The sequence below is a fragment of the Novosphingobium sp. THN1 genome (genome assembly GCF_003454795.1).
In the GTDB taxonomy this organism is placed as follows: Bacteria; Pseudomonadota; Alphaproteobacteria; order Sphingomonadales; family Sphingomonadaceae; genus Novosphingobium.
Genome location: NZ_CP028347.1, coordinates 1,419,352 through 1,445,000, shown reverse-complemented (window position 1 = coordinate 1,445,000; position 25,649 = coordinate 1,419,352). Strand labels below are relative to the sequence as shown.

Genomic DNA, 25,649 nt, shown 5'->3' with positions numbered 1-25,649 from the left:
CACCATCATGGCTCGGCGCGACATCGTCCGCGCCGTAGGAGGTTATCACGTCGCCTATCGGCATTGCGAAGATTACGATCTCTGGTTGCGACTGGCATCGGTCACGAAATTGGCGAACATTCCCGAACGCCTGCTCAGCTATCGGCATTATGCCGGCCAGATTTCGAACCGCCACGCGTTCGCGCAGCAATACGGGGCCGCAGTTGCCCAGCTCGCCTACCGGGAGCGCCAGCTTGGCAGACCGGATCCCACAGAGCATATGCAACAGCTTCCTGCCGTCGATGCGCTGGACCAGGTATTCGAGACTCCGGGCCTGTCACGCCAGATCCGCGACAAGGTTGCGCGGGGCGCCATCTATTCGCGCGATGCCATGCGCGGCGCTGGTTTCGCCCTGCTGATCGATCATGTTCGCGACGGCGGCAACGGACCAGAGCTTTGGCGCACGGTCCTCCGTCTTGTCCTGTTCGGCATGCCACTGCGCGCCGTGCGACTGGCGATAGCCCTGCTCCTGCGTATTTGACGATGGCCGCTCCGCAACCAACTGCCGACCAAGCATCCGACCAGACAGGCGACCGGACAGCTGCACCGATGATGTCTGTCCGCGCAGCAGCCGTCTGGGCGCTGATCTCGCAATATGCTTCGTTTGCGCTGCAATTCGTCGCCAGCATCGTGCTCGCGCGCTGGTACATCACGCCCGATCAGTTGGGCCGGTTCTCGATTGCCTTTGCCGCGGTCACACTGGTCGCATTCCTGCAGGATTTCGGCGTTACGCGTTATATCAACGGAGAGCGCGAACTCACGGCAGAGAAACTGCGGTCCGCTTTCACGATCTCGGTGATCTTCGCCTGGGGGATAGCGCTTCTGGCCCTCGCCAGTGCCTGGCCGATCGCTCTCTTCTACGGCGACCCGCAATTGCTGCCGATTACTCTGGTCATCGCGGCATCCTACCTACTGGTGCCGCTGGCGATCGTCCCGCAGGCGACTTGCCAGCGACGCATGGACTATCGTTCGAACACGATGATCGAGGTCGGAGCGGCCGTAGCCAATGCCCTGACAGCATTGGTCCTGGCCATCCTTGGCCATGGCGCGCTTGCCTTGGCCTGGGGTGCCTTTGCGCAGCAGGCGGCGAGATTGCTCATCAGTCAGTGGCGCTCCGGCGGCATGCTGCCATGGCCGCCGAAGATCGCGCGCGCGGCAGACGTCATGGCACTGGGCGGCACCAACACCGTACAAGTGGTGTGCAGTTCGCTTTCCGCCCGCGCGCCGGAGCTGGTCATCGGGCGCATGATCGACAGCGCCGCCGTGGGCCTCTTCGCGCGCGCGTCGGGCCTGGCGCTGCAGTTGCGCCTGCTGATCGCGGGCGCCGTTACCGGCGTATTCTACCCCGCCTTTCGCCGCATCCGCGACAGCGGCGATCCCTTGGGGCCACCCTATCTGCGCGTGCTGGCGGCCTATACCGGGGTGACCTGGCCAGCCATGGCCGGCATCGCGGTCCTGGGCGAGCCACTGATCAGGCTGCTCTACGGCGAGCGATGGATGGCGGCGGCCCCCCTGCTCACCTGGGTTGCTCTCTCGCAGATCGGTTACGTCGCCCTGCCGCTCTACGCGGATCTCCCGGTCCTGATGGGGCGGCTCAAGCCGCTCATGCGCTGCATGATCATCGAAACGGTGCTGTCCGTCGTGCTGATCGCACTCGCTGCACCGCTGGGGCTGGAATGGGTCGCCGCCTCGCGCGTCGTTCATGCCGCGCTCTGGGTCCTGATCTATCTGCCCTTGCTGGCTTCGACACTCGAGCTGCGTTACCGCGAAATCATGCTGGTCTGGCTGCGGAGTGCAGCCGTCTCGCTGGCCGCAGTCCTGCCCGTGCTGCTGGGGTTCGTCATGGGGCAAGGGCCCGGTGAACTCGGACTGGTACAGGCCGCGTCCACCGTTGCGCTCGGGATCGTCCTGTGGTTCGCCGCCCTGCGCGTGCTCGGCCATCCGCTGTTTGCCGAGATCCACGAGATCGCCCGCGGACTGCTGCTGATCATCCGCCGCTCGTCCCTCGCCACGCGCTGAGGACTCGCCAAACGGCCGATGCAGGCGTAAATCGGGTGTTGGAGAAGTCGCCATGCCACAGGGCCGCCCTTCGTTGGTGCTTTCACGAACGCTCACCTTGCTTGCTCTCGCCAGCATCGTGCCGCCTGCCTTTGCCGGCGAGCCTGCGACTGCCCCCTTCCCCTCCCCTGCCGACGAGCTTGTGCAGCTTCAGCGCGACAGGCATGATCGCATGACTGTCCCGGTCCTGATCGGCAGCAATGGCCCCTACGATTTCCTGATCGACACCGGCTCCGAACGCACGGTTCTCTCGCGGCAGGTGGCGAGGGGGTTGGGCCTGCCCGTCACCGGCAATGGCGTGGTCGTTGGCGTGGCAGGCTCGCAGCCAGTGGAACTGGTCGATGTCGATGAGATAAGCCTTGGCAAGCGGACCTATTATACCCTGACCGCGCCGCTGCTGGAGGCGGAGCATATCGGTGCGCAAGGCATCGTCGGGCTCGACAGCCTGCAGGACCAGCGCGTGCTGATCGACTTCGGTGCCAATCGTATCGCCATCGGCGATGCCGCATCGCTGGGCGGCACGAAAGGCTTCGAGATCGTCGTCAAGGCCAAGCGGCGTTCGGGCCAGCTCATCATGACCAACGCCATCATCGATGGCGTCCATACCGACGTCGTGCTCGATACCGGGTCTGACAGCTCGATCGGCAACCTTGCGCTGCGCAAGGCCATGGCCCGCCGCAAGCGGACCGAGCAGACCACGCTGTTCTCGGTGACGGGCCAGGCGCTCAATGCCGATATCGTCATGGCCTCGACGATCGAGGTCGAGGGATTGCAGATCCACAACACACCCCTCGCCTTTGCCGACTCCCCGGCGTTCCACCGGCTCGATCTGGTAAAGCGCCCGGCGATCCTGCTGGGCATGGCGCAGATGCGCATGTTCCGGCGGGTGGCGATCGACTTCGCGACAAGGCGCGTCCTTTTCGACCTGCCGCCCGGGACCGCAATGCCGGACCAGCACAGGAGTATCCGGTTCTGATCTTCGGCCTGCCTGCAAGACCGCCTTTGCCGCAGTAAACTTTCAAAGCTCTGGCATAGCGGCCATCGTTCCCTATGTGGGAACCCATGCCACCTGACGCACCGACGAGTCCGAAAGACGCCCGCCACGATGGCTGGGCCACGCTCAAGCGCTTCCTTCCTTATCTATGGCCCGCAGACAACGCAGGGCTGCGCCGCAGGGTCATGGGCGCGGTGATCATGGTTCTGCTCGGCAAGGCGACGACGCTGGCCCTGCCGTTCGCCTACAAGAAAGCCGTCGATGCGATGACTTTGCCGGCAGGTTCAGGGGCATCAGGCGCACAGCCTGCCCTGACCGTCGCATTGGCCTTTGTCCTTGCCTACGCGCTCGGCCGCTTTGCCGGGGTGTTGTTCGACAACTTGCGCAACATCGTGTTCGAGCGGGTCGGGCAGGACGCCACGCGGCATCTGGCGGAGAACGTCTTCGCCCGCCTGCACAAGCTTTCCCTGCGCTTCCACCTCGCCCGCCGCACCGGCGAGGTAACCAAGGTGATCGAGCGCGGGACCAAGAGCATCGACACGATGCTCTATTTCCTGCTGTTCAACATCGCGCCGACCGTGATCGAACTGACCGCGGTCATCGTGATCTTCTGGCTGAACTTCGGCCTTGGCCTGGTCACCGCGACGATCTTCGCGGTCATCGCCTATGTCTATGCCACGCGCACAATCACCGAGTGGCGCACCGCCCTGCGCGAGAAGATGAATCGGCTCGACGGGCAGGCCCTCGCCCGCGCGGTCGATTCGCTGCTGAACTACGAGACGGTGAAGTACTTCGGCGCCGAAGCGCGCGAGGAAGCGCGCTACGCCTCGGCCGCGCGCGCCTATGCCGATGCTGCGGTGAAGAGCGAAAACAGCCTCGGCCTGCTCAACATTGCGCAGGCGCTGATCGTCAACCTGCTGATGGCCGGCGCGATGGCATGGACGGTCTATGGCTGGTCGCAGGGCAAGCTGACGGTCGGCGACCTCGTCTTCGTCAACACCTACCTGACGCAGCTTTTCCGTCCGCTCGACATGCTCGGCATGGTCTATCGCACGATCCGGCAGGGCCTGATCGACATGGCCGAAATGTTCCGCCTGATCGACACGCATATAGAAGTGGCAGACGCACCCAACGCGCCTGCGCTGGTGGTGAACCGTCCCTCGGTGACGTTCGACAATGTCGTGTTCGGCTATGACCGCGATCGCGAGATCCTGCACGGCCTGTCGTTCGAAGTCCCCGCCGGCAGCCGCGTGGCCATCGTTGGCCCTTCGGGCGCGGGCAAGTCGACCATCGCCCGCCTGCTGTTCCGCTTCTACGATCCATGGGTAGGGCGCATCCTGATCGACGGACAGGACATTGCCGGCGTGACGCAAGCTTCCTTGCGCGCCGCACTCGGCATCGTCCCGCAGGATTCCGTGCTGTTCAACGACACTATCGGCTACAACATTGCCTACGGTCGTGACGGCGCGGGATTGGCCGAAGTCGATGCCGCCGCCAAGGGCGCGGCCATTGCCGACTTCATCGCCCGCCTGCCGCAGGGCTACGACACTGAGGTCGGCGAACGCGGCCTCAAGCTGTCGGGCGGCGAAAAGCAGCGTGTCGCCATCGCCCGCACGCTGGTGAAGAACCCGCCGATCCTGCTGTTCGATGAGGCGACCAGCGCGCTCGACACCCGCACCGAGCAGGATATCCTCTCGACAATGCGCGCCGTCGCCAGCCACCGCACCACGATCTCGATCGCGCACCGGTTGTCGACCATCGCCGATTCCGACACGATTCTCGTGCTGGATCAGGGGCGTCTGTCAGAACAAGGCAGCCACGCCGACCTGTTGCGCCGCGATGGCCTCTATGCCGAGATGTGGGCGCGCCAGGCGGCGGAAAGCGCGGAAGTGAGCGAAGCGGCCGAGTAAACGGCCGCACACTCCCGCGCTTGCGAGTCCAAAATCAGCTTTCGGCGGCTTCGCTGTTGAGCTGGATGTAGTTGGCCAGCCCCATGCGCTCGATCATGTCGAATTGCTTTTCGATCACGTCGACATGTTCTTCCTCGCTCTCGAGGATCTTGGCGAAGAGATCGCGGCTGACGAAATCGCGCACGGATTCACAGTGGGCGATCGCATCGCGCAACAGCGGCAGCGCGTCCATTTCCAGCGCCAGATCGGCCTTGAGGATTTCCTCCACCGATTCGCCCACGCGCAGACGGCCGAGCGCCTGAAAGTTGGGCAGGCCATCGAGGAACAGGATGCGGTCCGCCAGCATGTCGGCGTGCTTCATTTCGTCGATCGATTCGTGGCGCTCGTACTCGGCCAGCTTCTTGACGCCCCAGTTGGCGAGCAGGCGGTAGTGCAGCCAGTACTGGTTGATCGCGGTCAGCTCGTTAAGCAGGGCCTTGTTGAGATATTCGATGACCTTGGCATCGCCCTTCATGGCGCTGGCTCCCTTGAGATTGATGCCGCGAGGTTAGGCCGCAGCGTTGCCCGGGCCAAGCGCGAACGACTCGCACTGCTTGCGCGCAACACTTTGCAATGACGTGTGAAGTTTCAGGCCAGCGCGCAGGCGCGCTCGTCGGCGATGACGTCTTCGGCATCTTCAAGGCACTGGCGGCACTGCGGCTTGAAGCCCATGCGGCCGTAGATCTCCTCGGCATTGCCGGCGTGGCAGCGGGCAGTGGCGCGGATGTCCTTTTCGCGGATGGCATTGCAGATGCAGATGAACATTGCGTCCCGTCTCCGTGGCAGAAGCTTTCTGCCAATGACTCGCATTAATAATGAGAGTGGATCGCAATAGCAAGTAGCCTCATGCACCTTCGCGCCGTTGCAAAGCTTTCCTCCTCGCACTATCTGTCGTCCTACATCGAGAGTTGGGGTGACGCTCCAACGCCAACCTGCCGATCCGGGCAAGGTGGTACCTGATCCAGCAATGGAGATGGGATGTGGCCGATCCGGCAATCAAACGGACACGGACACCGCTGCAGCGTCTTCCCCTCAGGTTGAAGAAAGACGCGAAGACCGTGCCGATCAGGATTGCCGACAATCTCCCCGCCCGCAGGACGCTCGAAGCCGAGGGCGTCATCGTGATGAGCGAGACCGAGGCTGCGCGCCAGGACATCCGCCCGATGCGGATCGCACTGCTCAACCTGATGCCCGACAAGATCACCACCGAAACCCAGATCGCCCGCCTGCTCGGCGCAACGCCGCTGCAGGTCGAACTCGAACTGGTGCGCATTTCGGACCACGTCAGCAAGAACACTTCGGCCGGGCACATCTCGTCATTCTATCGCCCGTGGGAAGAAGTTCGCGCAGAAAAGTATGACGGCCTGATCGTCACCGGCGCGCCGGTCGAGACGATCCCGTTCGACGAGGTCGGCTACTGGGACGAATTGCGCCGCATCTTCGACTGGTCGCAGACCAATGCTCACCGCACGCTTTCGATCTGCTGGGGTGCGATGGCAGCACTGCACCACTTCCATGGCGTCGAGAAGCACGGCTTGCCGACCAAGGCCTCGGGCGTGTTCCGCCACGTCAACCACGCACCTGCCAGCCCATGGATGCGCGGGCTTCCAGACGTGTTCGACGTGCCCGTTTCCCGCTGGAGCGAAGTGCGGCGCGAGGACCTGCCAGAGGGCCGCGGCCTGACCGTGCTGGCTGACAGCGCCGAGACCGGGCTGTGCCTGATCGATGATCCCGCCACGCGCACGCTGCACATGTTCAACCATCTTGAATACGATACGCTGACGCTGGCCGGCGAATACGCGCGCGACGAGGGGCGCTATCTGCCCCGCCACTATTTCCCCGGGACGACCCGCAAGCCATGCCCGCAAACACCTGGCGCGGCCACGGGCACCTTCTGTTCGGCAACTGGGTAAACGAGACGTACCAGACCACGCCTTATGATCTAGCGGATATCGGGAAATAGAAGTCTTCGTTGGGTGCGCCCCCGACGTCCGTCGGGGGCTTGCGGCACCGGCCCGCTCCCCCGCCCGGCCACCCAAAGCCTACTCGGAGAGGTAGCCGGGCGGGGGCGCGACCCGGCACCACAACACGTTCCTTTCCCACAACCCTTGCCTTTCCGCGCCGCATCCCCTAACGGCCCCACCTTCAACCGACACGGATTCGATGATCGGCCTGGCCACAAGGGCTGCCAAGGCAGATCGGACGCGTCGAACTCAGGAGACGAAAATGCCCAAGATGAAGACGAAGAGCGGCGTGAAGAAGCGCTTCAAGCTCACCGCCACCGGCAAGGTGAAGCACGGCGTTGCCGGCAAGCGCCACCGCCTGATCAGCCACAACGCCAAGTACATCCGCCAGAACCGCGGCACTGACGTGATCTCCGATGCAGATGCAAAGGTGATCAAGAAGTGGGCGCCCTACGGGCTGAACTGAGGAGCGCTGAACAATGAGCCGTATCAAGCGTGGTGTAACCACCAAAGCCAAGCACAAGCGGATTCTGGATCAGGCGAAGGGCTATCGCGGCCGTCGCAAGAACACCATCCGCGTCGCCCGTCAGGCCGTCGAAAAGGCCGGCCAGTACGCCTATCGCGACCGCAAGGTCAAGAAGCGGTCCTTCCGCGCCCTGTGGATCCAGCGCATCAACGCTGCTGTCCGCGCTGAAGGCCTGACCTACTCGCAGTTCATCCACGGCACCAAGCTTGCCGGGATCGAACTCGATCGCAAGACCATGGCCGATCTGGCGATGAACGAAGGTGCGATCTTCACCGCCGTCATCGCTCAGGCGAAGGCTGCTCTGCCCGCCGCCTGATCGGCAGCGCGACGCAGAATGAACAAAAGGGCGGTTCCTTCGGGAGCCGCCCTTTTTCGTTGCGATTCGCGCAAGCGCAGTGCAGGGTGCGGATGAACAACGCATAACTAAAGTAAACAGGGGCGCACAAAGCTTGACCGGGGACTGCACAGTCCGGGTTCGATTCCATCGGCCGCCAGAGCCGCTGCAGCGCTATTTCACGACCTTTTATCTGACCGAAATCGACGTGCCCCATGGCCGCGTGACCGATCATCTCCACCCCGAATGGGCGAACATCCGGATCTACCAGGGTGACTTTCCGGATTCGCAAGTGGCAGGCCAGCCACCGTTCAAGGGCGTTCAGGCCAATGCCACCGGACCGACCAGCACGACCATCGAATTCACCACCGGCACCACCCGCATCTGGGGCATCGGGTTGCTACCGCTGGGCTGGGCGCGCTTCGTCCGCCAGCCCGCCAATGCTCATGCCGACCGCATCTACGATGTCAGCAGCGAACAGTTTCTGTCACCGTTCCGGCCGCTGGCTGCTTCGGTATTCCACGGCGAGCCTGACGAACACGCTGAACTTGCCCGGATCTCAAAGTTCTTCGAACAATCCGTGGCCGCCGACATCGAAGACGATCCCCGCATCGCCGCCTGCCACGCCGCGCTCGTCAATCCGGACATCGCCAGCGTCAGCGAAATGGCCGAGGCGACGCACCTGCCCACCCACACGGTCGAGCGCCTGTGCCGCAAGCACTTCGGCTTCCCGCCGCGCCTGCTGTTGCGCCGCCAGCGCTTCATGCGCAGCCTCGTCCAGTACATGCTCGACCCGTCGCTGAAGTGGATCGGCGCGATCGACGGCCATTACCACGATCAGGCCCAGTTCGTGCGGGACTTCCACCGTTTCATGCGCATGAGCCCGTCCGAATATGCGCATTGCCCCAAGCCCGTGCTGCAGGAAGTCATGCGGGCACGCCAGGAATACATCGGTGCGGCAGTACAGGCTCTGCACGCACCAGCCCGCGCTTAGGGGCCCGCGCTTAACTCCACACTTTGATTCCGGCGCGTTTGCGGCTAGCGGCTTCGCCCATGGAAAACCTCGATCAACAGCAGGCCGAAACGCTTTCGGCCATTGCGGACGCGAACACGCCCGAAGCGGTGGAGGCGATCCGCGTCTCCGCGCTCGGCAAGCAGGGCTGGGTCAGTGCCCTGCTCAAGTCGCTGGGCGGGATGACGCCGGACCAGCGCCAGAGCGAAGGCCCGAAAATCCACGCCGCGCGCGAAGCGGTGACCGCCGCCTTGGCGGACCGCAAGAGCGCGCTCGAAAGCGCCGCGCTGGAAGCACGCCTTGCCGCCGAGACGGTCGACCTCTCCCTGCCCGCACCGCAGGCACCGAAGGGTTCGATCCACCCGGTTTCGCAGGTCATGGACGAACTCGCCGAGATCTTCGCCGACATGGGCTTCGCCGTGGCCAGCGGTCCCGAAATCGAGGACGACTGGCACAACTTCACCGCGCTCAACATGCCGGAAACCCATCCGGCCCGCGCGATGCACGATACCTTCTACTTCCCCGACAAGGATGCCGAAGGCCGCTCGATGCTGCTGCGCACGCATACCTCGCCGGTGCAGATCCGCTCGATGATCGCACAGGGCGCGCCAATCCGCATCATCGCGCCGGGCCGCGTCTATCGCTCTGACTCGGACGCGACGCACACGCCGATGTTCCACCAGATCGAAGGCCTGGTGATCGACAAGGGCATCCACCTCGGCCACCTCAAGTGGACGCTGGAGACCTTCCTCAAGGCCTTCTTCGAGCGTGACGACATCGTCCTGCGCCTGCGCCCGAGCTACTTCCCTTTCACCGAGCCTTCGGTAGAGGTGGACGTCGGCTACACGCTGATCAACGGCAAGCGCGTGGTCGGCGGCAGTGGCGATGCCGAGAACGGCGGCTGGATGGAAGTGCTGGGCTCCGGCATGGTCAACCGCAAGGTCATCGAATTCGGCGGGCTCGATCCCGATGAATGGCAGGGCTTCGCCTTCGGCACCGGCGTCGATCGCCTCGCCATGCTCAAGTACGGCATGGATGACCTGCGCGCTTTCTTCGATGGCGATGTGCGGTGGCTTGGCCACTACGGCTTCGGCGCGCTCGACGTGCCGACCCTCTCAGGTGGTGTTGGAGTACGTTCGTGAAGTTCTCGCTCTCGTGGTTGAAGTCGGTCCTCGATACCAAGGCCGACGCCCGCACCATCGCCGAAAAGCTGACCTCGCTGGGGCTGGAGATCGAAGGCGTCGAGGATGCCTCGGCCGCGCTCAAGAGCTTCCGCGTCGCTCGCGTGCTGACGGCGGAGAAGCACCCCCAGGCCGACAAGCTGCAGGTGCTCTCGGTTGATCTGGGTGATGGCAATCCGCTGCAGGTCGTCTGCGGCGCGCCCAATGCGCGCGCTGGCCTCGTCGGCGTGCTCGGCCTTCCCGGCGCGGTGGTTCCGGCCAATGGCATGGAACTTCGCAAGTCGGCCATCCGTGGCGTCGAATCCAACGGCATGATGTGTTCAACGCGCGAGCTTGGCCTTGGCGAAGAGCACGACGGCATCATCGAACTACCCGAGGATGCGCCGCTGGGCACGACCTTTGCCGATTACCTCGGCTCGGACCCGGTGTTCGACGTGGCGATCACCCCCAACCGCCCGGACTGCATGGGCGTCCACGGCATTGCGCGCGACCTCGCGGCGGCTGGCCTTGGCGTGCTGCAACCGATCGCGGCGGCGCACGTTGCGGGCAGCTTCCCTTGCCCGATCGAGGTGCGCACCGACGATCCCGAAGGCTGCCCCGCCTTCTATGGCCGTGTCGTTCGCGGCGTGAAGAATGGCCCCAGCCCGAAGTGGCTGCAGGACTGCCTGAAGAGCGCGGGCCAGCGTCCGATCTCGGCGCTGGTGGACATCACCAACTACGTCATGCTCGGCTACGGTCGTCCGGCCCATGCCTATGACATGGCCAAGCTTTCGGGCGCGGTCGTCGCCCGCAAGGCGCGTGAGGGCGAGACCTGCCTGGCGCTGAACGGCAAGGAATACGCGCTGCAGCCGTGGATGACAGTGATCGCCGACGATGCCGGCGTACACGACATCGCCGGGATCATGGGCGGCGAACATTCGGGCTGCTCGGACGAGACGACGGATGTGCTGCTCGAAGTCGCGTACTTCGATCCCGCTTCCATCGCCCGCACCGGGCAGGCCCTCTCGCTCACCTCCGACGCGCGCGGGCGGTTCGAACGTGGCGTCGATCCGGCGTTCCTCGATACCGGGCTCGACCTGCTGACCAAGCTGATCCTCGACATCTGTGGCGGCGAGCCCAGCGAAGTGGTCCGTGCAGGCCAGCCTCCGCTGGCGCGCAAGGCCGTCGCTTACGATCCGGCTCTCGCTGGCAACCTCGGCGGCATCGACGTTGCCAATGGCGAGCAGAAGCGCATCCTCGCCGCGCTCGGCTTCGAAGTCGCCCACGACTGGACCGTGACCGTCCCGACCTGGCGCCCCGACGTCGACGGCGCGCCTGACATCGTCGAGGAAGTGATCCGCGTTCACGGCCTCGACGCCGTGCCCTCCACCCCGCTGCCCCGCGCCGATGGCGTGGCCAAGCCGACGGCAACGGCGGTGCAGTCGCTCGAGCGCCGGGTGCGCCGTGCCGCGGCTTCGCGCGGGCTTCATGAGGCGATCACCTGGTCGTTCCTGCCCGAGAAGGAAGCCGCGCACTTTGCCGATGGCGAGGAAACCTGGGCGCTGGCCAATCCGATTTCGGAAGACCTCAAGGTCATGCGGCCCTCGCTGCTGCCGGGCCTGCTCTCGGCAGCGCAGCGTAACCTCCATCGCGGTGCCACCTCGGTGCGCCTGTTCGAAATCGGCCGCCGCTATCTCCGTGGTGCCAATGGCGCGAGCGACGAAAAGCTGAGCCTTGCGGTTGTTCTTGCCGGCGAATCCCTCTCGCGCGGGTGGGCGACTGGCAAAGCCAGGCCGTTCGACGCGTTCGACGCCAAGGCCGAAGCGCTGTCACTACTGGCCGAGGCTGGCGCTCCGGTCGACAACCTGCAGGTCATGGGCGAGGCGGGCGCGCAGTTCCACCCCGGCCAGTCGGCCACCCTGCGCCTTGGCCCCAAGCAGGTGCTGGCGCGCTTCGGGATGCTGCATCCTTCGACCGCCAAGGCCTTCGACCTCGATGGTCCGGTGGCGGTGGTCGAGTTGTTCCTTGACCGCATTCCCCCGCGCAAGGGCCCGGGCCAGTTCGCCCGCCCGCACTTCGCCCCGCCCGCGCTTCAGGCGGTGACGCGCGACTTCGCGTTCCTTGTCGCGGCCTCGGTCCCGGCAGGCGATCTGCTGCGCGCGGTCAAGGGTGCAGACAAGCAGGCGATTGTTTCCGCTCGCATTTTTGACGATTTCCGGGGCGCTGGCGTACCCGAGGGCCATAAGAGCCTGGCCATCGAAGTCACGCTGCAGCCGGTCGAGAAGTCGTTCGACGAAGCGGCGCTGAAGGCGATTTCGGAGAAGGTGGTGGCGGCTGCTGTCAAGCTCGGCGGTGTCTTGCGCGGATGAGTGACGATCTCGTGACCATCGGCAGTGGGGAGCTGACCGCCCGAATAAATCCGTTGGGCGCAGAGCTTTGGTCGCTGACCGATGCTGCGGGGGCGGAATACATGACCGATGCGGACCCGGCCTTCTGGTCGGGTCACGCGCCGTTTCTGTTCCCGATCGTCGGCGCGCTTTCAAGTGACACGCTGCGCCTTGATGGCCGCGAGTTTTCCATGCCGAAACATGGGTTTGCGCGTCGCAGCGCGTTCGCCCCGGTCCATGTCGAGGGAGCCCAAGCGCGCTTCCGCCTGACTGATTCGCCGGAGACGCGCAGCGTCTATCCGTTCGGCTTCGTGCTGGAAGTTGCCTACCGCATCGAGGCGATGACGCTGCACACCGAGGTCAGCGTGTTCAATCCCAACGCGGCAGCGCTGCCGTTCAGCTTTGGCTTCCATCCGGCCTTTGCCTGGCCGCTTCCGGGCGGTTTTCCCAAGCAGGATCATAAGCTTGTCTTCGAGAAGGCCGAAAGTCCAACTCTGCGGCAACTCACCCCCAACTCTGGCGAGCTCTCCCCCAACTCCGTGCCAACTCCCGCGAACTCTCGCGAACTGCGGCTGAGCGAAGACCTCTTCCGCAATGACGCGCTGATCTGGGACGTGTTCGAGAGCAAGTCGCTCACCTATGGCGTCGATGGCGGGACCACTCTCGATCTCCATTTCCCCGACACGACGTCGATGGGCGTGTGGCAGGTTCCGGGCGCGCGCTACATCTGCATCGAGCCGTGGCAGGGCCATGCCGACCCCGCAGGCTTCACCGGCGATTTCCGTGAAAAGCCCGGCGTCGTCCTGCTCGATCCCGGCGCGACGCGCAGCTTCCGCATGGACGTGACCGTCCGACCCGCCTAGCCGCTGGCGCGAGCGCGGATTTCCGTCAGCACTGCGCGGTGATCCGGCAACATGCCCAGCGCGCGGGCATGAGCAGATGTGATGTTCTGCTTGAGCCCCGCCCAATTGCGTGCGTCGACTTCTCGCATCGGCTGCAATTCACGACCGCGATAGAAGCCCTTGCCGAACAGCGCGGCGATGTAAGTGTTCTCGTCAAAGTAGTTGGTGCTGGCGAAATCGGCGCGTACCGGCAGGGTATGGCGCCAGATGGACAGGTTCTGTTCAAGCCTGTCAGACACCTTCATCTCGTGTCGCTGCGCGCGCCAGTAGGACGTGTCCTCCCGGCGCGAGAGGCGGTAGTGCAACGCGATGTAGTCTGCCACCTCGTCGTAAAGGTCGGTGACGCGGCTGTTGTACCGGTCTCGCAAGGCAGGTTCCCAGTCGCTGTCGGGGAAATAGTGGAGCAGCCACTTGACCGATGTTTCGACGGTAAAGATTGCCGAAGCTTCAAGCGGTTCGACGAAGCCTGCGGCAAGCCCGAGCGCGATGCAGTTTCCTTCCCAGCTGCGCTGCGTACGGCCGACGCGCATCGGGATGACGCGCATGTCCTCGACGCGTGCGTTCCCGCCGAGGTAGCCCGCAAATTCATTTGCCGCAGCTTCGTCCGAGCAGTGCTGGCTCGAATAGATGAAGCCGTTGCCGGTGCGATGGTAGAGCGGCACGCGAAAGGCCCAGCCGTGCGGCAAGGCGGTAGCCCTGGTCGCCGGCTCCAGAGGCTCGTCAGGATTGGCGTGGGCCAGCTGCGTCACAACGGCGCGGTCGTTGAGCAGGATGTGGCTGTAATCGACCAGCGGCACCCCCATGACCTTGTGGTGCAGCACACTGCTGAAGCCACTGGCATCGATTACCAGCTCGACCGGAACCTCGCGCCCGTCCTCGAGCTTGATGGCGCTGATATGGCCGCGCGGGTCCCGGGTCGCGCCGACGACATCGGCGCCCGTTCGCCGAACCCCGCGCGCCTCGGCGTGCTTGCGCAGGAAGGGTGCGAAAGCCGCGGCATTGGTGTGGTAGGCATAGCGCAGGACGTGTTCGAACGGCTTCTGCCCGCGCATCTTGGGCGACTTGCGCAATTCGATCGCCTCGCGACAGGGCGAGACCACACGCGCATAGTCAGGCCCATCGCCATAGGGTGCGCCGGTCAGCTCGTAGCGCTCGAATTCCCAGCCGGCAGTCATGAAGCCGACGAACGGATTGACCCAGCTTAGCGGTCGGCCGTCGTCGGCCTCGTCCCAACCGACGAAGTAGCCTGCGACCTTGAAGGTGGCGTCCGTATCGCGGATGAAGTCGTCCTCGGGAATACCGAGCTGTTCGAGCGTGGTGGCCATCGAAGGTGAAAGCGATTCGCCCACGCCAATGATCGGTATGCGATCGGATTCGATAAGATGGATATCGAGCTCACCCCGCCGGACAGCGCCCTGCAGCCGGGTGACCAGGAATAAGGCCGCCAGCCAGCCGGTAGTGCCGCCGCCAACGATGGTGATGTTGCGAATTGGTTGACCCATGGCGATAGCGAAGCGGAACCGCCCCCATCGTGTCAAGAAGATGGACGAAAGTGCGTGTGGGCGCTAACCGCGCTCCCCATGTCCAATCGCCGTACCTTCGCTATCATTTCGCACCCTGACGCGGGCAAGACCACGCTGACCGAGAAGCTGCTGCTGCAGGGCGGCGCGATCCATCTGGCAGGCGAGGTCAAGGCGCGCGGGGCGGCGCGGCGCGCGCGGTCTGACTGGATGAAGATCGAGCAGCAGCGCGGGATTTCGGTGACGTCGTCGGTGATGACGTTCCAGAAGGACGGCGTTGTCTTCAACCTGCTCGACACACCGGGCCACGAGGACTTTTCCGAAGATACCTACCGCACGCTGACCGCGGTCGATTCGGCGATCATGGTGATCGACGCGGCCAAGGGCATCGAGCCGCAGACGCGCAAGCTGTTCGAGGTCTGCCGCATGCGCTCGGTCCCGATCATCACCTTCGTCAACAAGGTCGACCGCGAAGGGCGTTCGGTGTTCGAGACGCTCGATGAAGTGGCCGATGCGCTGGCGCTCGACGTGGTGCCGATGTCCTGGCCGATCGGCATGGGCGGCATCTTCCAGGGCGTGATGAACTTTGCCGACGAGACAATCGCGCGCCCCGAGGGCGACAGCCGCGAGTTCCTCGGCAAGCGTGAACCGGCAACCGACATTCCCGAAGACATCGCCGAGGAAATCGAGCTGGCCCGCGCCGGCTATCCCGAGTTCGACCTCGAGGGCTATCGCCATGGCGACCTGACTCCGGTCTATTTCGGGTCGGCGCTCAAGAACTTTGGCGTGGCCGAGCTGATCGACGCGATTGCCCGCTATGCTCCGCCGCCGCGCCCTCAATCTTCGAGCGAGGGCACGGTCGATCCGGAACGCCCGGACGTGACCGGCTTCATCTTCAAGGTCCAGGCCAACATGGACCCGCAGCACCGCGACCGCATCGCGTTCATGCGCATGGTCTCGGGCACGTTCAAGCGGGGCATGAAGCTGACGCCCTCCGGCCTGGGCAAGCCGATTGCGGTGCATTCGCCGATCCTGTTCTTTGCGCAGGACCGCGAGATTGCCGACACCGCGGAAGCTGGCGATATCATCGGCATCCCGAACCACGGAACCCTGCGCGTGGGCGATACGCTTTCGGAAAAGAACGACCTGCGCTTTACGGGGTTGCCGAACTTCGCGCCGGAAATCCTGCGCCGCGTGGTGCTGAAGGACCCGACCAAGACCAAGCAGCTGCGCAAGGCGCTGGACGACCTTTCGGAAGAAGGCGTGATCCAGGTGTTCTATCCGGAAATCGGCAGCCAGTGGATCGTCGGCGTTGTCGGCCAGCTCCAACTCGACGTGCTGGTTTCGCGACTCGAGGCGGAATACAAGGTCGAAGCCGTGCTCGAGCCATCGCCGTTCGACACCGCGCGCTGGCTCAAGGGCAGTGACGCGGCGCTCAAGTCCTTTGCCGATTTCAACGCATCGAACCTTGCCAAGGATCGCGACGGCGACCCGGTGTTCATGGCGCGATCATCATGGGACGTGGGCTACCAGCAGGAGCGCAATCCGGAGCTGACCTTCTCGGCCACCAAGGAAAGGTAGCGGCCCGAGGGGCATCCGGGGGTTGAAACCGCCGCCTATCCGGCGCAGTTACTCGGCCCATGCAGTTACTCGGTCCCAGCTCGAACACCTTCATCTCGCAGCGCCTGCGGCTCCACTATGTGGACTGGGGCAACACGGACAAGCCGCCGCTGCTGCTGGTCCATGGCGGGCGCGACCATTGCCGTTCGTGGGACTGGACCGCCGAGGCCTTGCGCGAGGACTGGCACATCATCGCCATGGACCACCGCGGCCATGGCGACAGCCAGTGGACCGAGGACGGCAACTATCGCACGATGGACCTCGTCTATGACGTCGCGCAGCTGATCCACCAGCTCGACCTTGCGCCGGTGACTATCGTCTCGCATTCGTGGGGCGCCAACACCAGCCTGCGCTATGCCGGGCTGTTTCCGGAAAACGTGCGTAAGATCGTGGCGATCGAGGGGCTGTTCCCGACGCCCGAGCGCGAAGCGATGATGAAGAACGTGCCGTTTGCGCGGCGCGTGCGCGATTTCATCGGCGAAAAGCGCAAGGCCGCCGGACGCCTGCCGCGCCGCTATCCGACGCTTGAAGATGCCTATGCGCGCATGAAGGGCGAGAACCCCTACCTGACCGACGAGCAGGCGCGGCACCTGACCCGCCACGGCATCAACCGCAACGAGGATGGCACCTTCAGCTGGAAGTTCGACCCGCACCTGAACGTCGACGGCGCGCCCTATGATATCACGGCGGAGCAGCGCAACGAGCTGTGGAGCGCGATCACCTGCCCGACGCTGCTGCTGAACGGCGCGGATTCGTGGGCTGGCAATCCTATCGAGAACGGCATGATCGCGCCGTTCCGCAATGCCGAGGTGATCGAGTTCGAGAACGCCGGGCACTGGCTGCACCATGACCAGTTCGACAAGTTCATCGCGACGCTGAAGGACTTCCTCTGAACAGGGGTTGCACGCAGGCGTGAAACTCAAGGTCGCCAGCTACAACATCCACAAGGGCGTGGGGCTTGATCGCCAGCGTGATCCCGACCGGATCATGACGATCCTGCGCGAGATCGATGCCGACGTGATTGCCCTGCAGGAAGCGGACCGCCGCTTTGGCCTGCGCGAGGCGGTGATTCCCCGCGCCACGCTTGACGACCACAGCCCGTGGCGCGCGGTGGAGCCGGGGCACTACGATCGCGCGCGGACCGGGGCGAGCATGGGCTGGCACGGCAATGCCCTGCTGGTACGGCGCGACATCGAGGTGCTGGAGACTTGTGCGGTCCCGCTGCCGACGATCGAGCCGCGCGGCGCCGTCTGTTCCACCTTGCGCGTGGGCGGTGCGCTGGTGCGCGTGGTCGGCATGCATCTCGATCTGTCCGGCCTGCGCCGCCGCCAGCAGGTGGAGACGGTGTGCGGGCATGTTGCCGGGCATGCCGAATCCGGCCACGTGGTGATGATGGGCGATCTCAACGAATGGTCCCCCTCGGGCGGTGCGCTGGGAGCGTTCGCCGCGCCACTGAAAGTCTTGGCGCCGGGACGGAGCTTTCCTTCGCGCCGGCCCGTGGCCCAGCTTGACCGTATCGTGGTGAGCGATGGGCTTCGGGTAGAGGGCCTGGGCGTGCACCACAGTCCGCTTGCCGCGGTGGGATCGGACCACCTGCCGGTCTGGGCCGATCTCGTCCTGCCTTGAATCTGAGCAGGAAGTATTGCCCAAAAATTAGGCAATGCGCTCTGGCTGCACAAGATTCGGGCGGGCACAACCGCTGTGCGGCCATTTTCGTTCCCGTAAAAGCTTGAATCCGTAAAAATCCGGATTTGGCACGCCCCTTGCTTAACTCCTTTCGCCGGCAGGTCGCCCGGCGAGTGGGCAACAGAAGGGGGCATGAATGAAATTCATCATCGCCATCATCAAGCCGTTCAAGCTCGACGAAGTGCGTGAAGCACTGTCCGGGCTGGGCGTTGCTGGGATGACGGTGTCGGAGGTGAAGGGCTTTGGTCGGCAGAAGGGCCAGACCGAAATCTACCGTGGCGCCGAATACTCGACCAACATGCTGCCAAAGGTGAAGATCGAGGTTGCTGCAAGCGACGATCTTGCGCCGCAGATCGTGGAAACGATCCAGCAGGCTGCCAGCACCGAAGCCATCGGCGACGGCAAGATCTTCGTCCTCGACCTCGCTTCGGCGACGCGCATTCGCACCGGTGAAACCGGGGATACCGCGCTTTGAGCGCGCCTTCCATTTCCGACCTTAGGGGAACCAACATGATCCGCAAGATGATCGGTGGCTTGGCGGGAACGGGCGCTTCGCTCTTCGCTGCCACTGCCGCTTTCGCACAGGACGGGCCGATCAAGGCCCCCACCGCCGAACAAATGGCCGGGATGGTCGACAAGGGTGACACCACCTGGATGTTGATCTCGTCGGCGCTTGTCCTGATGATGAGCGTTCCGGCGCTCGCTCTCTTCTACGGCGGCCTCGTCCGCACCAAGAACATGCTCTCGGTGCTGATGCAGGTCTTCATGATCGTTTCGGTCGCAGCACTCGTGTGGGTCAGCTGGGGCTATTCGATGGCTTTCACCAGCGGCAACGCTTTCGTCGGCGGCTTCTCGAAGATCTTCCTGCAGGGCGTGGACGCCACGACCTATGCAGCGACGTTCTCGAACAACGTCTACATCCCTGAATATGCGTTCGTCGTCTTCCAGATGACCTTCGCCTGCATCACGCCCGCACTGATCGTGGGTGCCTTTGCGGAACGCGTGAAGTTCAGCGCGCTGATGGTCTTCACCGTCCTGTGGCTGACCTGCATCTACTTCCCGATGGCGCACATGGTCTGGTACTGGGCGGGCCCGGACTTCCTGGCCGATGCTCCGACCGACGCCGGTCTGCTGTGGGGCTGGGGCGCTCTGGACTTCGCTGGCGGCACGGTCGTCCACATCAACGCCGGTATCGCCGGTCTCGTCGGCTGCCTCATGATCGGCAAGCGCGTCGGCTTCGGCAAGGAAGCTACCCCGCCGCACTCGCTGACCATGACCATGATCGGTGCCTCGCTGCTGTGGGTGGGCTGGTTCGGCTTCAACGCCGGCTCCAACCTCGAAGCCAACGGCGTCACTGCAGTTGCCTTCATCAACACCTTCGTCGCCACCGCTGCCGCTGCTGTCTCCTGGGCAATTGTCGAGCAGCTCCACCACGGCAAGCCCTCGATGCTGGGCGCTGCCACGGGTGCGGTTGCCGGCCTGGTTGCGATCACTCCGGCTTCGGGCCTTGGCGCTCCGATGACCTCGATCGTCCTTGGCCTTGTCGTCTCGCCGATCTGCTACCTCTTCGTCAGCACGATCAAGAACAAGCTGAAGTACGACGACACGCTTGACGTGTTCGGCGTGCACGGCGTGGGCGGCATCGTTGGCGCCATCGCCACCGGCATCGTCGCGGCTCCGTCGCTCGGCGGTCAGGGCGTGTTCGACTACACCGTGTTCCCTGCCGGCTTCGACGCCGCCAGCTACGACATGGGCAAGCAGGTCTTCACCCAGATCAAGGCCGTACTGTTCACCCTCGTCTTCTCGGGCCTGGGCTCCGCGATCCTCTTCTTCATCATCGACAAGACCCTTGGTCTGCGTCCGACCGAAGAAGCCGAGCGCGAAGGTCTCGACATCTCCGAACACGGCGAGCGCGCTTACAACTACTGATTACCTGAATTCCCGAATTGGCGGGTTGGGGGGAACCAGATCCTCTCCCTCTCATCCCCCTCCCCCGCCAAACCTTGTTCCTCCTGCGAACAGACTAAGGCCGGAAGCGCTAGCCCGCTTCCGGCCCTTTTTTTGTCCGCAACCGGCGGCTCGCTTGCCCGGAACCCCGGCAGACCCTAAGGCGCGGGGCGTTATGGCAAACGCACCGACTCCGCCCGCTCCTCGGCCCAAAGACTGGATCCTCGGCATCCACGCCTATGTCCCCGGCAAGTCTACCGGCAAGGACGGACAGAAGCTGACCAAGCTTTCCGCCAACGAGAACCCGCTGGGCACCAGCGTTGCTGCACTGGAAGCGCGCGGCATGGCGGCCCATCCCGCGGCCTACCCCGATCCCGACAGCAAGGACCTGCGCGCCGCCATCGGCGCGGTGCATGGCATCGATCCGGCGCGGATCGTGATGGGCACCGGGTCCGACGAGCTGCTCAACCTCGCCGCGCAGGCCTTTGCCGGACCGGGCGATGAAGTGCTTTACGTGCGCTACGGCTTTTCGGTCTACGACATTGCGGCAAGGCGCTGCGGGGCGGTGCCGGTGGTGGCGCCGGATGCCGATTACGGCACCGACGTCGATGCGCTGCTGGCCTGCGTGACCGAGCGGACGCGGGTGGTGTTCCTTGCCAATCCCAACAATCCCACGGGAAGCTGGCTGCCGCGTGGCGAGATCGAGCGGCTCCATGCAGGGCTGCGCAGCGATGTGCTGCTGGTGCTGGACGGGGCCTATGCCGAGTATCTCGATCCGGCCGACGACGATGGGGCGCTGGAACTTGCCGCGCGCACGCAGAACGTGCTGGTGACGCGGACCTTCTCGAAGATCTACGGCCTTGCCGGCGAGCGTATCGGCTGGGGCACCGGGCACGCCGATATCGTCGACATGCTCAACCGCATTCGCGGGCCATTCAACCTGTCGAACACCGCGCAGGCAGCGGGCCTCGCGGCGGTGCAGGACCAGGCCTTCGTCATCGCCTCGCGCCAGCACAATACGGCGGAGCGCGCGCGCTTTGTCGAGAAGCTCGAAGCGCTCGGCAATCATGGCGTGCGGCCGTTGCCGAGCAAGGCGAACTTCGTGCTGATCCTGTTCGAGGGCAAGGTGAGCGCCGAGGATGTCTATCTCGGCCTGATGGACCACGGCTACATCACGCGCTGGTTGCCGGGCCAGGGCCTGCCCCAGGCCCTTCGCATCACCATCGGCACGGCGCAGCAGATGGACGAGATTGCCGAAGCGATCCGCGCGATGTGCGAGGCCGCGAAGTGAGCGACGCGCCGTTCCGGCAGGTCACGATCGTCGGGCTGGGTCTGCTCGGCGGGTCGATCGGCCATGCGGTGCAGGCGTTCTTGCCGGGCACCAGGGTGGTCGGCTGGGACGCCGATGCGGGCGTGCGGGTGCAGGCGGGCGAGCTTGGACTGGCGCATCGCATCGCCGAGAGTGCGGAGACGGCGGCGCAAGGGTCCGATCTGGTGATCTTCTGCGTGCCGGTGGGCGCGATGGGCGCGGCGGCGCGGGCGATTGCGCCGGGCCTGTCCCAGGATGCGCTGGTCAGCGATGTCGGTTCATCGAAGGAGACGGTCGCGGCGGCTCTGGCCGAGGCGCTGCCGGGGCATCACGTGATCCCGGCGCACCCGGTGGCGGGGACCGAGCGCAGCGGACCGGACGCCGGCTTCGCCACGCTGTTCCGCAACCGCTGGTGCATCGTCACGCCGCCTGCGGACGCAGACCCGGTGCTCTCGGCGCGGCTGGTGGCGTTCTGGGAGGCGCTGGGCGCGCGGGTCGAGACGATGGACGCCGCGCACCACGACAAGGTGCTGGCGGTGACCAGCCACCTCCCCCACCTGATCGCCTACACCATCGTCGGCACCGCATCGGACCTCGAACAGGTGACGCAGAGCGAGGTGATCAAGTATTCTGCCGGTGGCTTCCGCGACTTCACCCGCATCGCCGCATCGGACCCGACGATGTGGCGCGACGTGTTCCTTTCGAACAAGGACGCGGTGCTGGAAATGCTGCAGCGCTTCACCGAGGACCTGACCGAGTTGCAGAAGGCAATCCGCAAGGGCGATGGCGGCGTGCTGTTCGAGCACTTCACGCGCACCCGCGCAATCCGCCGCGGCATCATCGAAATGGGCCAGGACGATGCGCGGCCCGACTTCGGGCGCAGCGATCACAATGGGCAGAAGGCTTCAGCCGAACAGGAATAGCAGCGCGACGGCCCACATGGCGGCGGTGGAGAGCCAGCCGCCGACGGCGAGGCGGCGCGAGATGGCGAGGCGGCCCATGATGCGGGGGTTGCGGGCGATCATCATCGTCACGACCATCAGCGGCGGGGCGAGAAGCCCATTGACCACGGCAGCCCAGTAGAGGGCCTTCATCGGATCGATGTCGATCAGGTTGAGCGCGACGCCGCCGAGTGTTGCCAGCGCAATAGCTGCGTAGAAGGCCTTGGCTTCACGCGGGCGGCGGTCAAGCCCTTCGGTCCAGCGGAAGGTTTCGCTGACGGCGTAGGCGGCAGAACCGGCGAGGACCGGCACGGCGAGCAGCCCGGTGCCGATGATGCCCAGTGCGAACAAGGCGAAAGCGAATTCGCCGGCAATGGGGCGCAGCGCAGTAGCGGCCTGTTGCGCCGACTGGATCTCGGTCATGCCGCTGGCGTGGAGCGTGGCGGCGGTGGCCATGACGATCGACAGCGCCGTGATGTTCGAGAAGCCCATGCCGGTAAGCGTATCGTTGCGAATGCGGCGCAGTTCAGGCCCAGCCTCGCGCGGGGTGATGCACAGCGGTTTGGCATGGCGGCGGTGGCGCTCTTCCACTTCCTGGCCCGCCTGCCAGAAGAACAGGTAGGGGCTGATCGTGGTCCCGAAGATGGCGACCAGCGCCATGGTGTGGTCCCGGTCGAGCACGAAGCTGGGGACGGTGAGGCCGCGCAGGGCCGCGCTCCAATCGACATCGGCGACCAGCACCACGGCGATGTAGGAGAACAGCGAGAGCGTCGTCCATTTGAGGATGCGGGCGTAGCGTTCGTAGGAGACCAGAACTTCGGCCAGTACGCTCACCACGCCGAACAGCAGCACGTAGATATGCACTGGCCCCGGAACGAGCAGTGCCAGCACCGCGCCCATCGCGCCAAGGTCTGCACCAAGGTTGATGACATTGGCGACGAGCAGCAGCGCAACCATCATGCGCAGCAATGCGGGGTGATAGTGGCGGCGCAGGTTATGGGCGATGCCGCACCCGGTGGTGGCGCCAATGCGCGCGCAGATCGCCTGGATCGAGACGAGCAGAGGCAAGGCGAGGATCATCGACCATGCCAGCGAATAGCCGAACTGCGCGCCGACCTGGCTATAGGTGCCGATGCCGGAGGGATCGTCGTCTGCCGCGCCGGTGATCAGGCCGGGGCCGAGCACTTCGACGAGCGAGCGCTTCCCGTCCTCGCTCGTCACAGGTTCGCTCATGCGTTGAGCGCGTTGATGGCAGCTTCGACGCGGGCTTCGATCTCCTCGCGCTTGAGACCGGGAGGGATTTCCTCGGCGAAGCGATAGCGGATCGTGCCGGGGCGCTTCCAGGTGCGGTGATAGAGCGGGCCGCTATCGACCGCGACCGGGATCACCGGCAGGCCGAGCAGCTTGTAGATCCCGGCAAAGCCTGCCTGCAGATCGCGCCGTGTCCCGTGCGGCACGCGGGTGCCTTCGGGGAAGATGATAAGCGGGCGCCCTTCGGCAATCAGGCGGCGGGCCTCGGTGAGCATGGTGCGCAGGGCGCGTGCGCCCGCCTCACGCTCGACCGAGATCAGGCCGTAACGCGCCCCGGCCTTGCCCCAGCCCGGAATGCTCATCAGTTCGGCCTTGGCGAAGACCACGGGCAGGCGGAACAGCCAGGGCATGTCGATCGCTTCGAAGAAGGCTTCATGGCGGATGGCGTAAAGCACGCCGGGCTTGAACACCGGGTTTTCGAGCTCGACGCGGATGCCGAGCAGGACCCGCGCGCAGAGCCTGTGCCAGCCTGCCCAGCCACGCACGACGGTGCGAAAGCCATCGCGCCAGATCGACATGAGCGCGAGCGAGGCGAGCACGAAGAACACCGAGCCGACATAGAAGGCGATGTAGAACAGCAGGCTGCGGGGAATGGAGAGCAAATCGCGCAAGATCACCAACCGATCGCTTTCGCTCCGAGCCAGACGACCAGGCGCGCAACGTACTTGTTGTATTCGATGAACAGAATGCGGAAGCTGGGCTTGGAGGCCACCGCATCTTCGACGATTATGAGGCTGGTCGGCGCTTCGGCCGCAAGGTCGAAGGCGGCGCGGCGCATGTGCCAGTCGGTCGTGACGAGGCGGACCGAACGCAGCCTGTTTTCCTTGACCCAGCGCGTCGTCTCGACCGCATTGGAGCGGGTATCGACCGCATCGTAGCCGAGCACGATGCAGCACAGCATCAGGCGATCGGGCACCTTGTATTCGGCGGCGAATTCCCGCGGGCGCACTTCACGGTCCACGCCCGACACCAGCAGCTTGCTGGCGCGACCGCGCTCCAGCACCTTGAGGGCGTGAGGGATGCGCCCGCCCCCGCCGGTGAGCGCGACGATGCCGTCGGTGCGGACCGGCTCGACCACCGGGCGAGGCAGGAATACGGCAAACCAGATGAAGCCCAGCGCCCAGGCGATGATGAGCAGAGCCAGCAGCCTGCGGAAGATGCCCCGCTTCGTCACAGCATGCGCCGCAATGCGCTGAGCACGGTCAGGCGCGCGGTGATGACCGCGAGAAGAACGCCGCAGATCGGGATGCAGCAGATTGCGATCCAGTCGCTCCAGACGAGGCCTCCGGCGGCCATCATGCCCGAACCGAGCGCGGCGAACTGGCGACCGAGGAGCCCGGTCACGACGACGCCGAGAAGCAGCCCGCCGATCCCGCCTGCGGCTGCGTCCACCGCCATCGAGCGCTGGAAGATGCGGGCGATCTGCGCGTCGGTGCCGCCGAGCATGTGGACGATCTCGATCGTGCTGCGGTGGTTGCCCAGCGCATTGCGCGAGGCGAGCAGCACGGTCGCGATCGTGGCGAAGGCCAGCAGTGCGATCAAGCCGCCGGCGAGCCACTGCAGCGCGTGGACGGCCTCGAACACCGGGGCGAGCCAACTGGCCTGCGCATCGATGCGCGCCGCCGGTGCCTTGCGCCGTACCGCCTGCCCCAAGGCCTTGACCCTTGCGGGATCGGCACTTCCGGCGAGGCGAACATCGATCAGCGCCGGCACGGGCAGGGCGTTCACATCGTCGCCCGCGCTGGTGCCGAGCCATGGCTCGACCAGAGCGTCCAGTTCCTGCTGGGGCACGAGACGCGCCTCGGCAATGCCCGGCGTCGCCTTCAGCACAGCCAGCGCAGCCTGGGCCTGTCGGTCCCTCTCACGCGGGGCGCCGTGGACGATCTGGACAGTGACGCCACCGGCAACATCGGCCCGCGCCGCCCGGGCGGTGTTGCGCAAGGCAAGGCCGCTGGCGGTGGCAACGACAGTCAGCCCGATCATGATCGCG

Annotated in this window: 24 protein-coding genes, 1 pseudogene and 1 riboswitch (1 of these 26 running past the window's edge); of the genes and pseudogenes, 18 read left to right on the top strand and 7 right to left on the bottom strand. The window is 65.0% G+C overall.

Annotated features, from left to right (window positions below):
- The 4 genes from C7W88_RS07125 to atm1 form a co-directional block, all read left to right on the top strand.
- Positions 1–520, top strand: the 3' portion of a protein-coding gene (locus tag C7W88_RS07125) for a glycosyltransferase (protein WP_118074641.1). 494 nt of this gene lie to the left of the window's left edge; the window shows 520 of its 1,014 coding nt (coding positions 495–1,014); its start codon lies off the left edge, out of view; its stop codon occupies positions 518–520.
- A gap of 68 nt (positions 521–588) precedes the next feature.
- Positions 589–2,058 (top strand): oligosaccharide flippase family protein, encoded by a 1,470-nt coding sequence (locus tag C7W88_RS07120; RefSeq protein WP_162895942.1) that lies wholly within the window; start codon positions 589–591, stop codon positions 2,056–2,058.
- A gap of 52 nt (positions 2,059–2,110) precedes the next feature.
- Positions 2,111–3,073: an aspartyl protease family protein gene (locus tag C7W88_RS07115; RefSeq protein ID WP_118073028.1), complete on the top strand. Its 963-nt coding sequence runs from the start codon at positions 2,111–2,113 to the stop codon at positions 3,071–3,073.
- 86 nt (positions 3,074–3,159) lie between these two features.
- Entirely contained in the window at positions 3,160–5,001 is a 1,842-nt protein-coding gene (gene atm1 / locus C7W88_RS07110) for a heavy metal ABC transporter ATP-binding protein/permease Atm1 (protein ID WP_118074640.1), read from the top strand.
- A 34-nt stretch (positions 5,002–5,035) separates the two neighbouring features.
- Here the strand turns inward: atm1 and bfr are convergent, their stop codons facing one another.
- Both bfr and C7W88_RS07100 read right to left on the bottom strand, forming a co-directional pair.
- Positions 5,036–5,515 (bottom strand): bacterioferritin, encoded by a 480-nt coding sequence (gene bfr, locus C7W88_RS07105; protein WP_118073027.1) that lies wholly within the window; start codon positions 5,513–5,515, stop codon positions 5,036–5,038.
- A 113-nt stretch (positions 5,516–5,628) separates the two neighbouring features.
- Positions 5,629–5,805, bottom strand: coding sequence for a bacterioferritin-associated ferredoxin (locus tag C7W88_RS07100; RefSeq protein WP_118073026.1), 177 nt, complete (start codon positions 5,803–5,805; stop codon positions 5,629–5,631).
- Between the two features lie 128 nt (positions 5,806–5,933).
- Positions 5,934–6,050: riboswitch (SAM-I-IV-variant riboswitch) on the top strand.
- Here C7W88_RS07100 and metA point away from each other — a divergent pair.
- From metA to C7W88_RS07065, 7 genes and pseudogenes are all read left to right on the top strand, one after another.
- Positions 6,021–7,003, top strand: a pseudogene (gene metA, locus C7W88_RS07095) (homoserine O-succinyltransferase). It overlaps the preceding riboswitch by 30 nt.
- A 263-nt stretch (positions 7,004–7,266) precedes the next feature.
- Positions 7,267–7,470: a 50S ribosomal protein L35 gene (gene rpmI, locus C7W88_RS07090; RefSeq protein WP_039333769.1), complete on the top strand. Its 204-nt coding sequence runs from the start codon at positions 7,267–7,269 to the stop codon at positions 7,468–7,470.
- A gap of 13 nt (positions 7,471–7,483) precedes the next feature.
- The gene (gene rplT / locus C7W88_RS07085) at positions 7,484–7,846 is read left to right on the top strand and encodes a 50S ribosomal protein L20 (protein ID WP_039333676.1); all 363 of its coding nucleotides are present in this window, start codon (positions 7,484–7,486) and stop codon (positions 7,844–7,846) included.
- A 241-nt stretch (positions 7,847–8,087) separates the two neighbouring features.
- Positions 8,088–8,858 carry an AraC family transcriptional regulator gene (locus tag C7W88_RS07080; protein WP_162895941.1) on the top strand — a complete coding sequence of 257 codons (771 nt, stop codon included), beginning with the start codon at positions 8,088–8,090 and terminating at the stop codon, positions 8,856–8,858.
- A 59-nt stretch (positions 8,859–8,917) separates the two neighbouring features.
- On the top strand, positions 8,918–10,018 hold the full coding sequence (gene pheS / locus C7W88_RS07075) for a phenylalanine--tRNA ligase subunit alpha (RefSeq protein WP_118073024.1): 1,101 nt from the start codon (positions 8,918–8,920) through the stop codon (positions 10,016–10,018).
- Positions 10,015–12,405 carry a phenylalanine--tRNA ligase subunit beta gene (gene pheT / locus C7W88_RS07070; RefSeq protein ID WP_118073023.1) on the top strand — a complete coding sequence of 797 codons (2,391 nt, stop codon included), beginning with the start codon at positions 10,015–10,017 and terminating at the stop codon, positions 12,403–12,405. Before pheS ends, pheT begins: the two co-directional genes overlap by 4 nt.
- Complete coding sequence (locus C7W88_RS07065) at positions 12,402–13,286, top strand: aldose 1-epimerase family protein (RefSeq protein ID WP_118073022.1); 885 nt, start codon at positions 12,402–12,404, stop codon at positions 13,284–13,286. The genes pheT and C7W88_RS07065 overlap by 4 nt, the downstream gene beginning before the upstream one ends.
- On the opposite strand, the gene C7W88_RS07060 is transcribed toward C7W88_RS07065, so the two are convergent.
- A complete protein-coding gene (locus tag C7W88_RS07060; RefSeq protein WP_118073021.1) occupies positions 13,283–14,827 on the bottom strand; it encodes a tryptophan halogenase family protein in 1,545 nt (514 codons plus the stop codon). The two genes, C7W88_RS07065 and C7W88_RS07060, sit on opposite strands and share 4 nt — an antisense overlap.
- Before the next feature lie 78 nt (positions 14,828–14,905).
- On the opposite strand from C7W88_RS07060, the gene C7W88_RS07055 reads away from it, so the two are divergent.
- From C7W88_RS07055 to C7W88_RS07025, 7 genes are all read left to right on the top strand, one after another.
- The gene (locus tag C7W88_RS07055; protein WP_118073020.1) at positions 14,906–16,426 is read left to right on the top strand and encodes a peptide chain release factor 3; all 1,521 of its coding nucleotides are present in this window, start codon (positions 14,906–14,908) and stop codon (positions 16,424–16,426) included.
- A gap of 59 nt (positions 16,427–16,485) precedes the next feature.
- Positions 16,486–17,358 (top strand): alpha/beta fold hydrolase, encoded by an 873-nt coding sequence (locus C7W88_RS07050; RefSeq protein WP_118073019.1) that lies wholly within the window; start codon positions 16,486–16,488, stop codon positions 17,356–17,358.
- A 19-nt stretch (positions 17,359–17,377) separates the two neighbouring features.
- Positions 17,378–18,091, top strand: coding sequence for an endonuclease/exonuclease/phosphatase family protein (locus C7W88_RS07045; RefSeq protein ID WP_118073018.1), 714 nt, complete (start codon positions 17,378–17,380; stop codon positions 18,089–18,091).
- 196 nt (positions 18,092–18,287) lie between these two features.
- Positions 18,288–18,626 carry a P-II family nitrogen regulator gene (locus tag C7W88_RS07040; protein ID WP_039333663.1) on the top strand — a complete coding sequence of 113 codons (339 nt, stop codon included), beginning with the start codon at positions 18,288–18,290 and terminating at the stop codon, positions 18,624–18,626.
- Between the two features lie 35 nt (positions 18,627–18,661).
- The gene (locus C7W88_RS07035) at positions 18,662–20,080 is read left to right on the top strand and encodes an ammonium transporter (RefSeq protein WP_118073017.1); all 1,419 of its coding nucleotides are present in this window, start codon (positions 18,662–18,664) and stop codon (positions 20,078–20,080) included.
- A 193-nt stretch (positions 20,081–20,273) separates the two neighbouring features.
- Positions 20,274–21,389, top strand: a complete 1,116-nt coding sequence (gene hisC / locus C7W88_RS07030) for a histidinol-phosphate transaminase (protein ID WP_118073016.1) — start codon at positions 20,274–20,276, stop codon at positions 21,387–21,389.
- Positions 21,386–22,330 (top strand): prephenate/arogenate dehydrogenase family protein, encoded by a 945-nt coding sequence (locus C7W88_RS07025; RefSeq protein ID WP_118074639.1) that lies wholly within the window; start codon positions 21,386–21,388, stop codon positions 22,328–22,330. The genes hisC and C7W88_RS07025 overlap by 4 nt, the downstream gene beginning before the upstream one ends.
- On the opposite strand, the gene C7W88_RS07020 is transcribed toward C7W88_RS07025, so the two are convergent.
- The 4 genes from C7W88_RS07020 to C7W88_RS07005 are packed head-to-tail and all read right to left on the bottom strand — an operon-like array spanning position 22,313 to position 25,642.
- Complete coding sequence (locus C7W88_RS07020) at positions 22,313–23,581, bottom strand: NRAMP family divalent metal transporter (RefSeq protein WP_118073015.1); 1,269 nt, start codon at positions 23,579–23,581, stop codon at positions 22,313–22,315. The two genes, C7W88_RS07025 and C7W88_RS07020, sit on opposite strands and share 18 nt — an antisense overlap.
- On the bottom strand, positions 23,578–24,276 hold the full coding sequence (locus C7W88_RS07015; protein ID WP_370073209.1) for a lysophospholipid acyltransferase family protein: 699 nt from the start codon (positions 24,274–24,276) through the stop codon (positions 23,578–23,580). Before C7W88_RS07015 ends, C7W88_RS07020 begins: the two co-directional genes overlap by 4 nt.
- On the bottom strand, positions 24,273–24,833 hold the full coding sequence (locus C7W88_RS07010; protein WP_240344873.1) for a YdcF family protein: 561 nt from the start codon (positions 24,831–24,833) through the stop codon (positions 24,273–24,275). The genes C7W88_RS07015 and C7W88_RS07010 overlap by 4 nt, the downstream gene beginning before the upstream one ends.
- Positions 24,830–25,642, bottom strand: a complete 813-nt coding sequence (locus C7W88_RS07005) for an ABC transporter permease (RefSeq protein ID WP_240344872.1) — start codon at positions 25,640–25,642, stop codon at positions 24,830–24,832. Before C7W88_RS07005 ends, C7W88_RS07010 begins: the two co-directional genes overlap by 4 nt.
- Positions 25,643–25,649: the final 7 nt, after the last annotated feature.

Excerpts from the sequence above, each read along its gene's own strand:
- C7W88_RS07120 (WP_162895942.1), top strand. The coding sequence starts at position 589 with ATGATGTCTGTCCGCGCAGCAGCCGTCTGGGCGCTGATCTCGCAATAT.
- C7W88_RS07115 (WP_118073028.1), top strand. The coding sequence starts at position 2,111 with ATGCCACAGGGCCGCCCTTCGTTGGTGCTTTCACGAACGCTCACCTTG.
- atm1 (WP_118074640.1), top strand. The coding sequence starts at position 3,160 with ATGCCACCTGACGCACCGACGAGTCCGAAAGACGCCCGCCACGATGGC.
- bfr (WP_118073027.1), bottom strand. The coding sequence starts at position 5,515 with ATGAAGGGCGATGCCAAGGTCATCGAATATCTCAACAAGGCCCTGCTT.
- C7W88_RS07100 (WP_118073026.1), bottom strand. The coding sequence starts at position 5,805 with ATGTTCATCTGCATCTGCAATGCCATCCGCGAAAAGGACATCCGCGCC.
- rpmI (WP_039333769.1), top strand. The coding sequence starts at position 7,267 with ATGCCCAAGATGAAGACGAAGAGCGGCGTGAAGAAGCGCTTCAAGCTC.
- rplT (WP_039333676.1), top strand. The coding sequence starts at position 7,484 with ATGAGCCGTATCAAGCGTGGTGTAACCACCAAAGCCAAGCACAAGCGG.
- pheS (WP_118073024.1), top strand. The coding sequence starts at position 8,918 with ATGGAAAACCTCGATCAACAGCAGGCCGAAACGCTTTCGGCCATTGCG.
- C7W88_RS07065 (WP_118073022.1), top strand. The coding sequence starts at position 12,402 with ATGAGTGACGATCTCGTGACCATCGGCAGTGGGGAGCTGACCGCCCGA.
- C7W88_RS07060 (WP_118073021.1), bottom strand. The coding sequence starts at position 14,827 with ATGGGTCAACCAATTCGCAACATCACCATCGTTGGCGGCGGCACTACC.
- C7W88_RS07055 (WP_118073020.1), top strand. The coding sequence starts at position 14,906 with ATGTCCAATCGCCGTACCTTCGCTATCATTTCGCACCCTGACGCGGGC.
- C7W88_RS07050 (WP_118073019.1), top strand. The coding sequence starts at position 16,486 with ATGCAGTTACTCGGTCCCAGCTCGAACACCTTCATCTCGCAGCGCCTG.
- C7W88_RS07040 (WP_039333663.1), top strand. The coding sequence starts at position 18,288 with ATGAAATTCATCATCGCCATCATCAAGCCGTTCAAGCTCGACGAAGTG.
- C7W88_RS07035 (WP_118073017.1), top strand. The coding sequence starts at position 18,662 with ATGATCCGCAAGATGATCGGTGGCTTGGCGGGAACGGGCGCTTCGCTC.
- hisC (WP_118073016.1), top strand. The coding sequence starts at position 20,274 with ATGGCAAACGCACCGACTCCGCCCGCTCCTCGGCCCAAAGACTGGATC.
- C7W88_RS07020 (WP_118073015.1), bottom strand. The coding sequence starts at position 23,581 with ATGAGCGAACCTGTGACGAGCGAGGACGGGAAGCGCTCGCTCGTCGAA.
- C7W88_RS07005 (WP_240344872.1), bottom strand. The coding sequence starts at position 25,642 with ATGATCGGGCTGACTGTCGTTGCCACCGCCAGCGGCCTTGCCTTGCGC.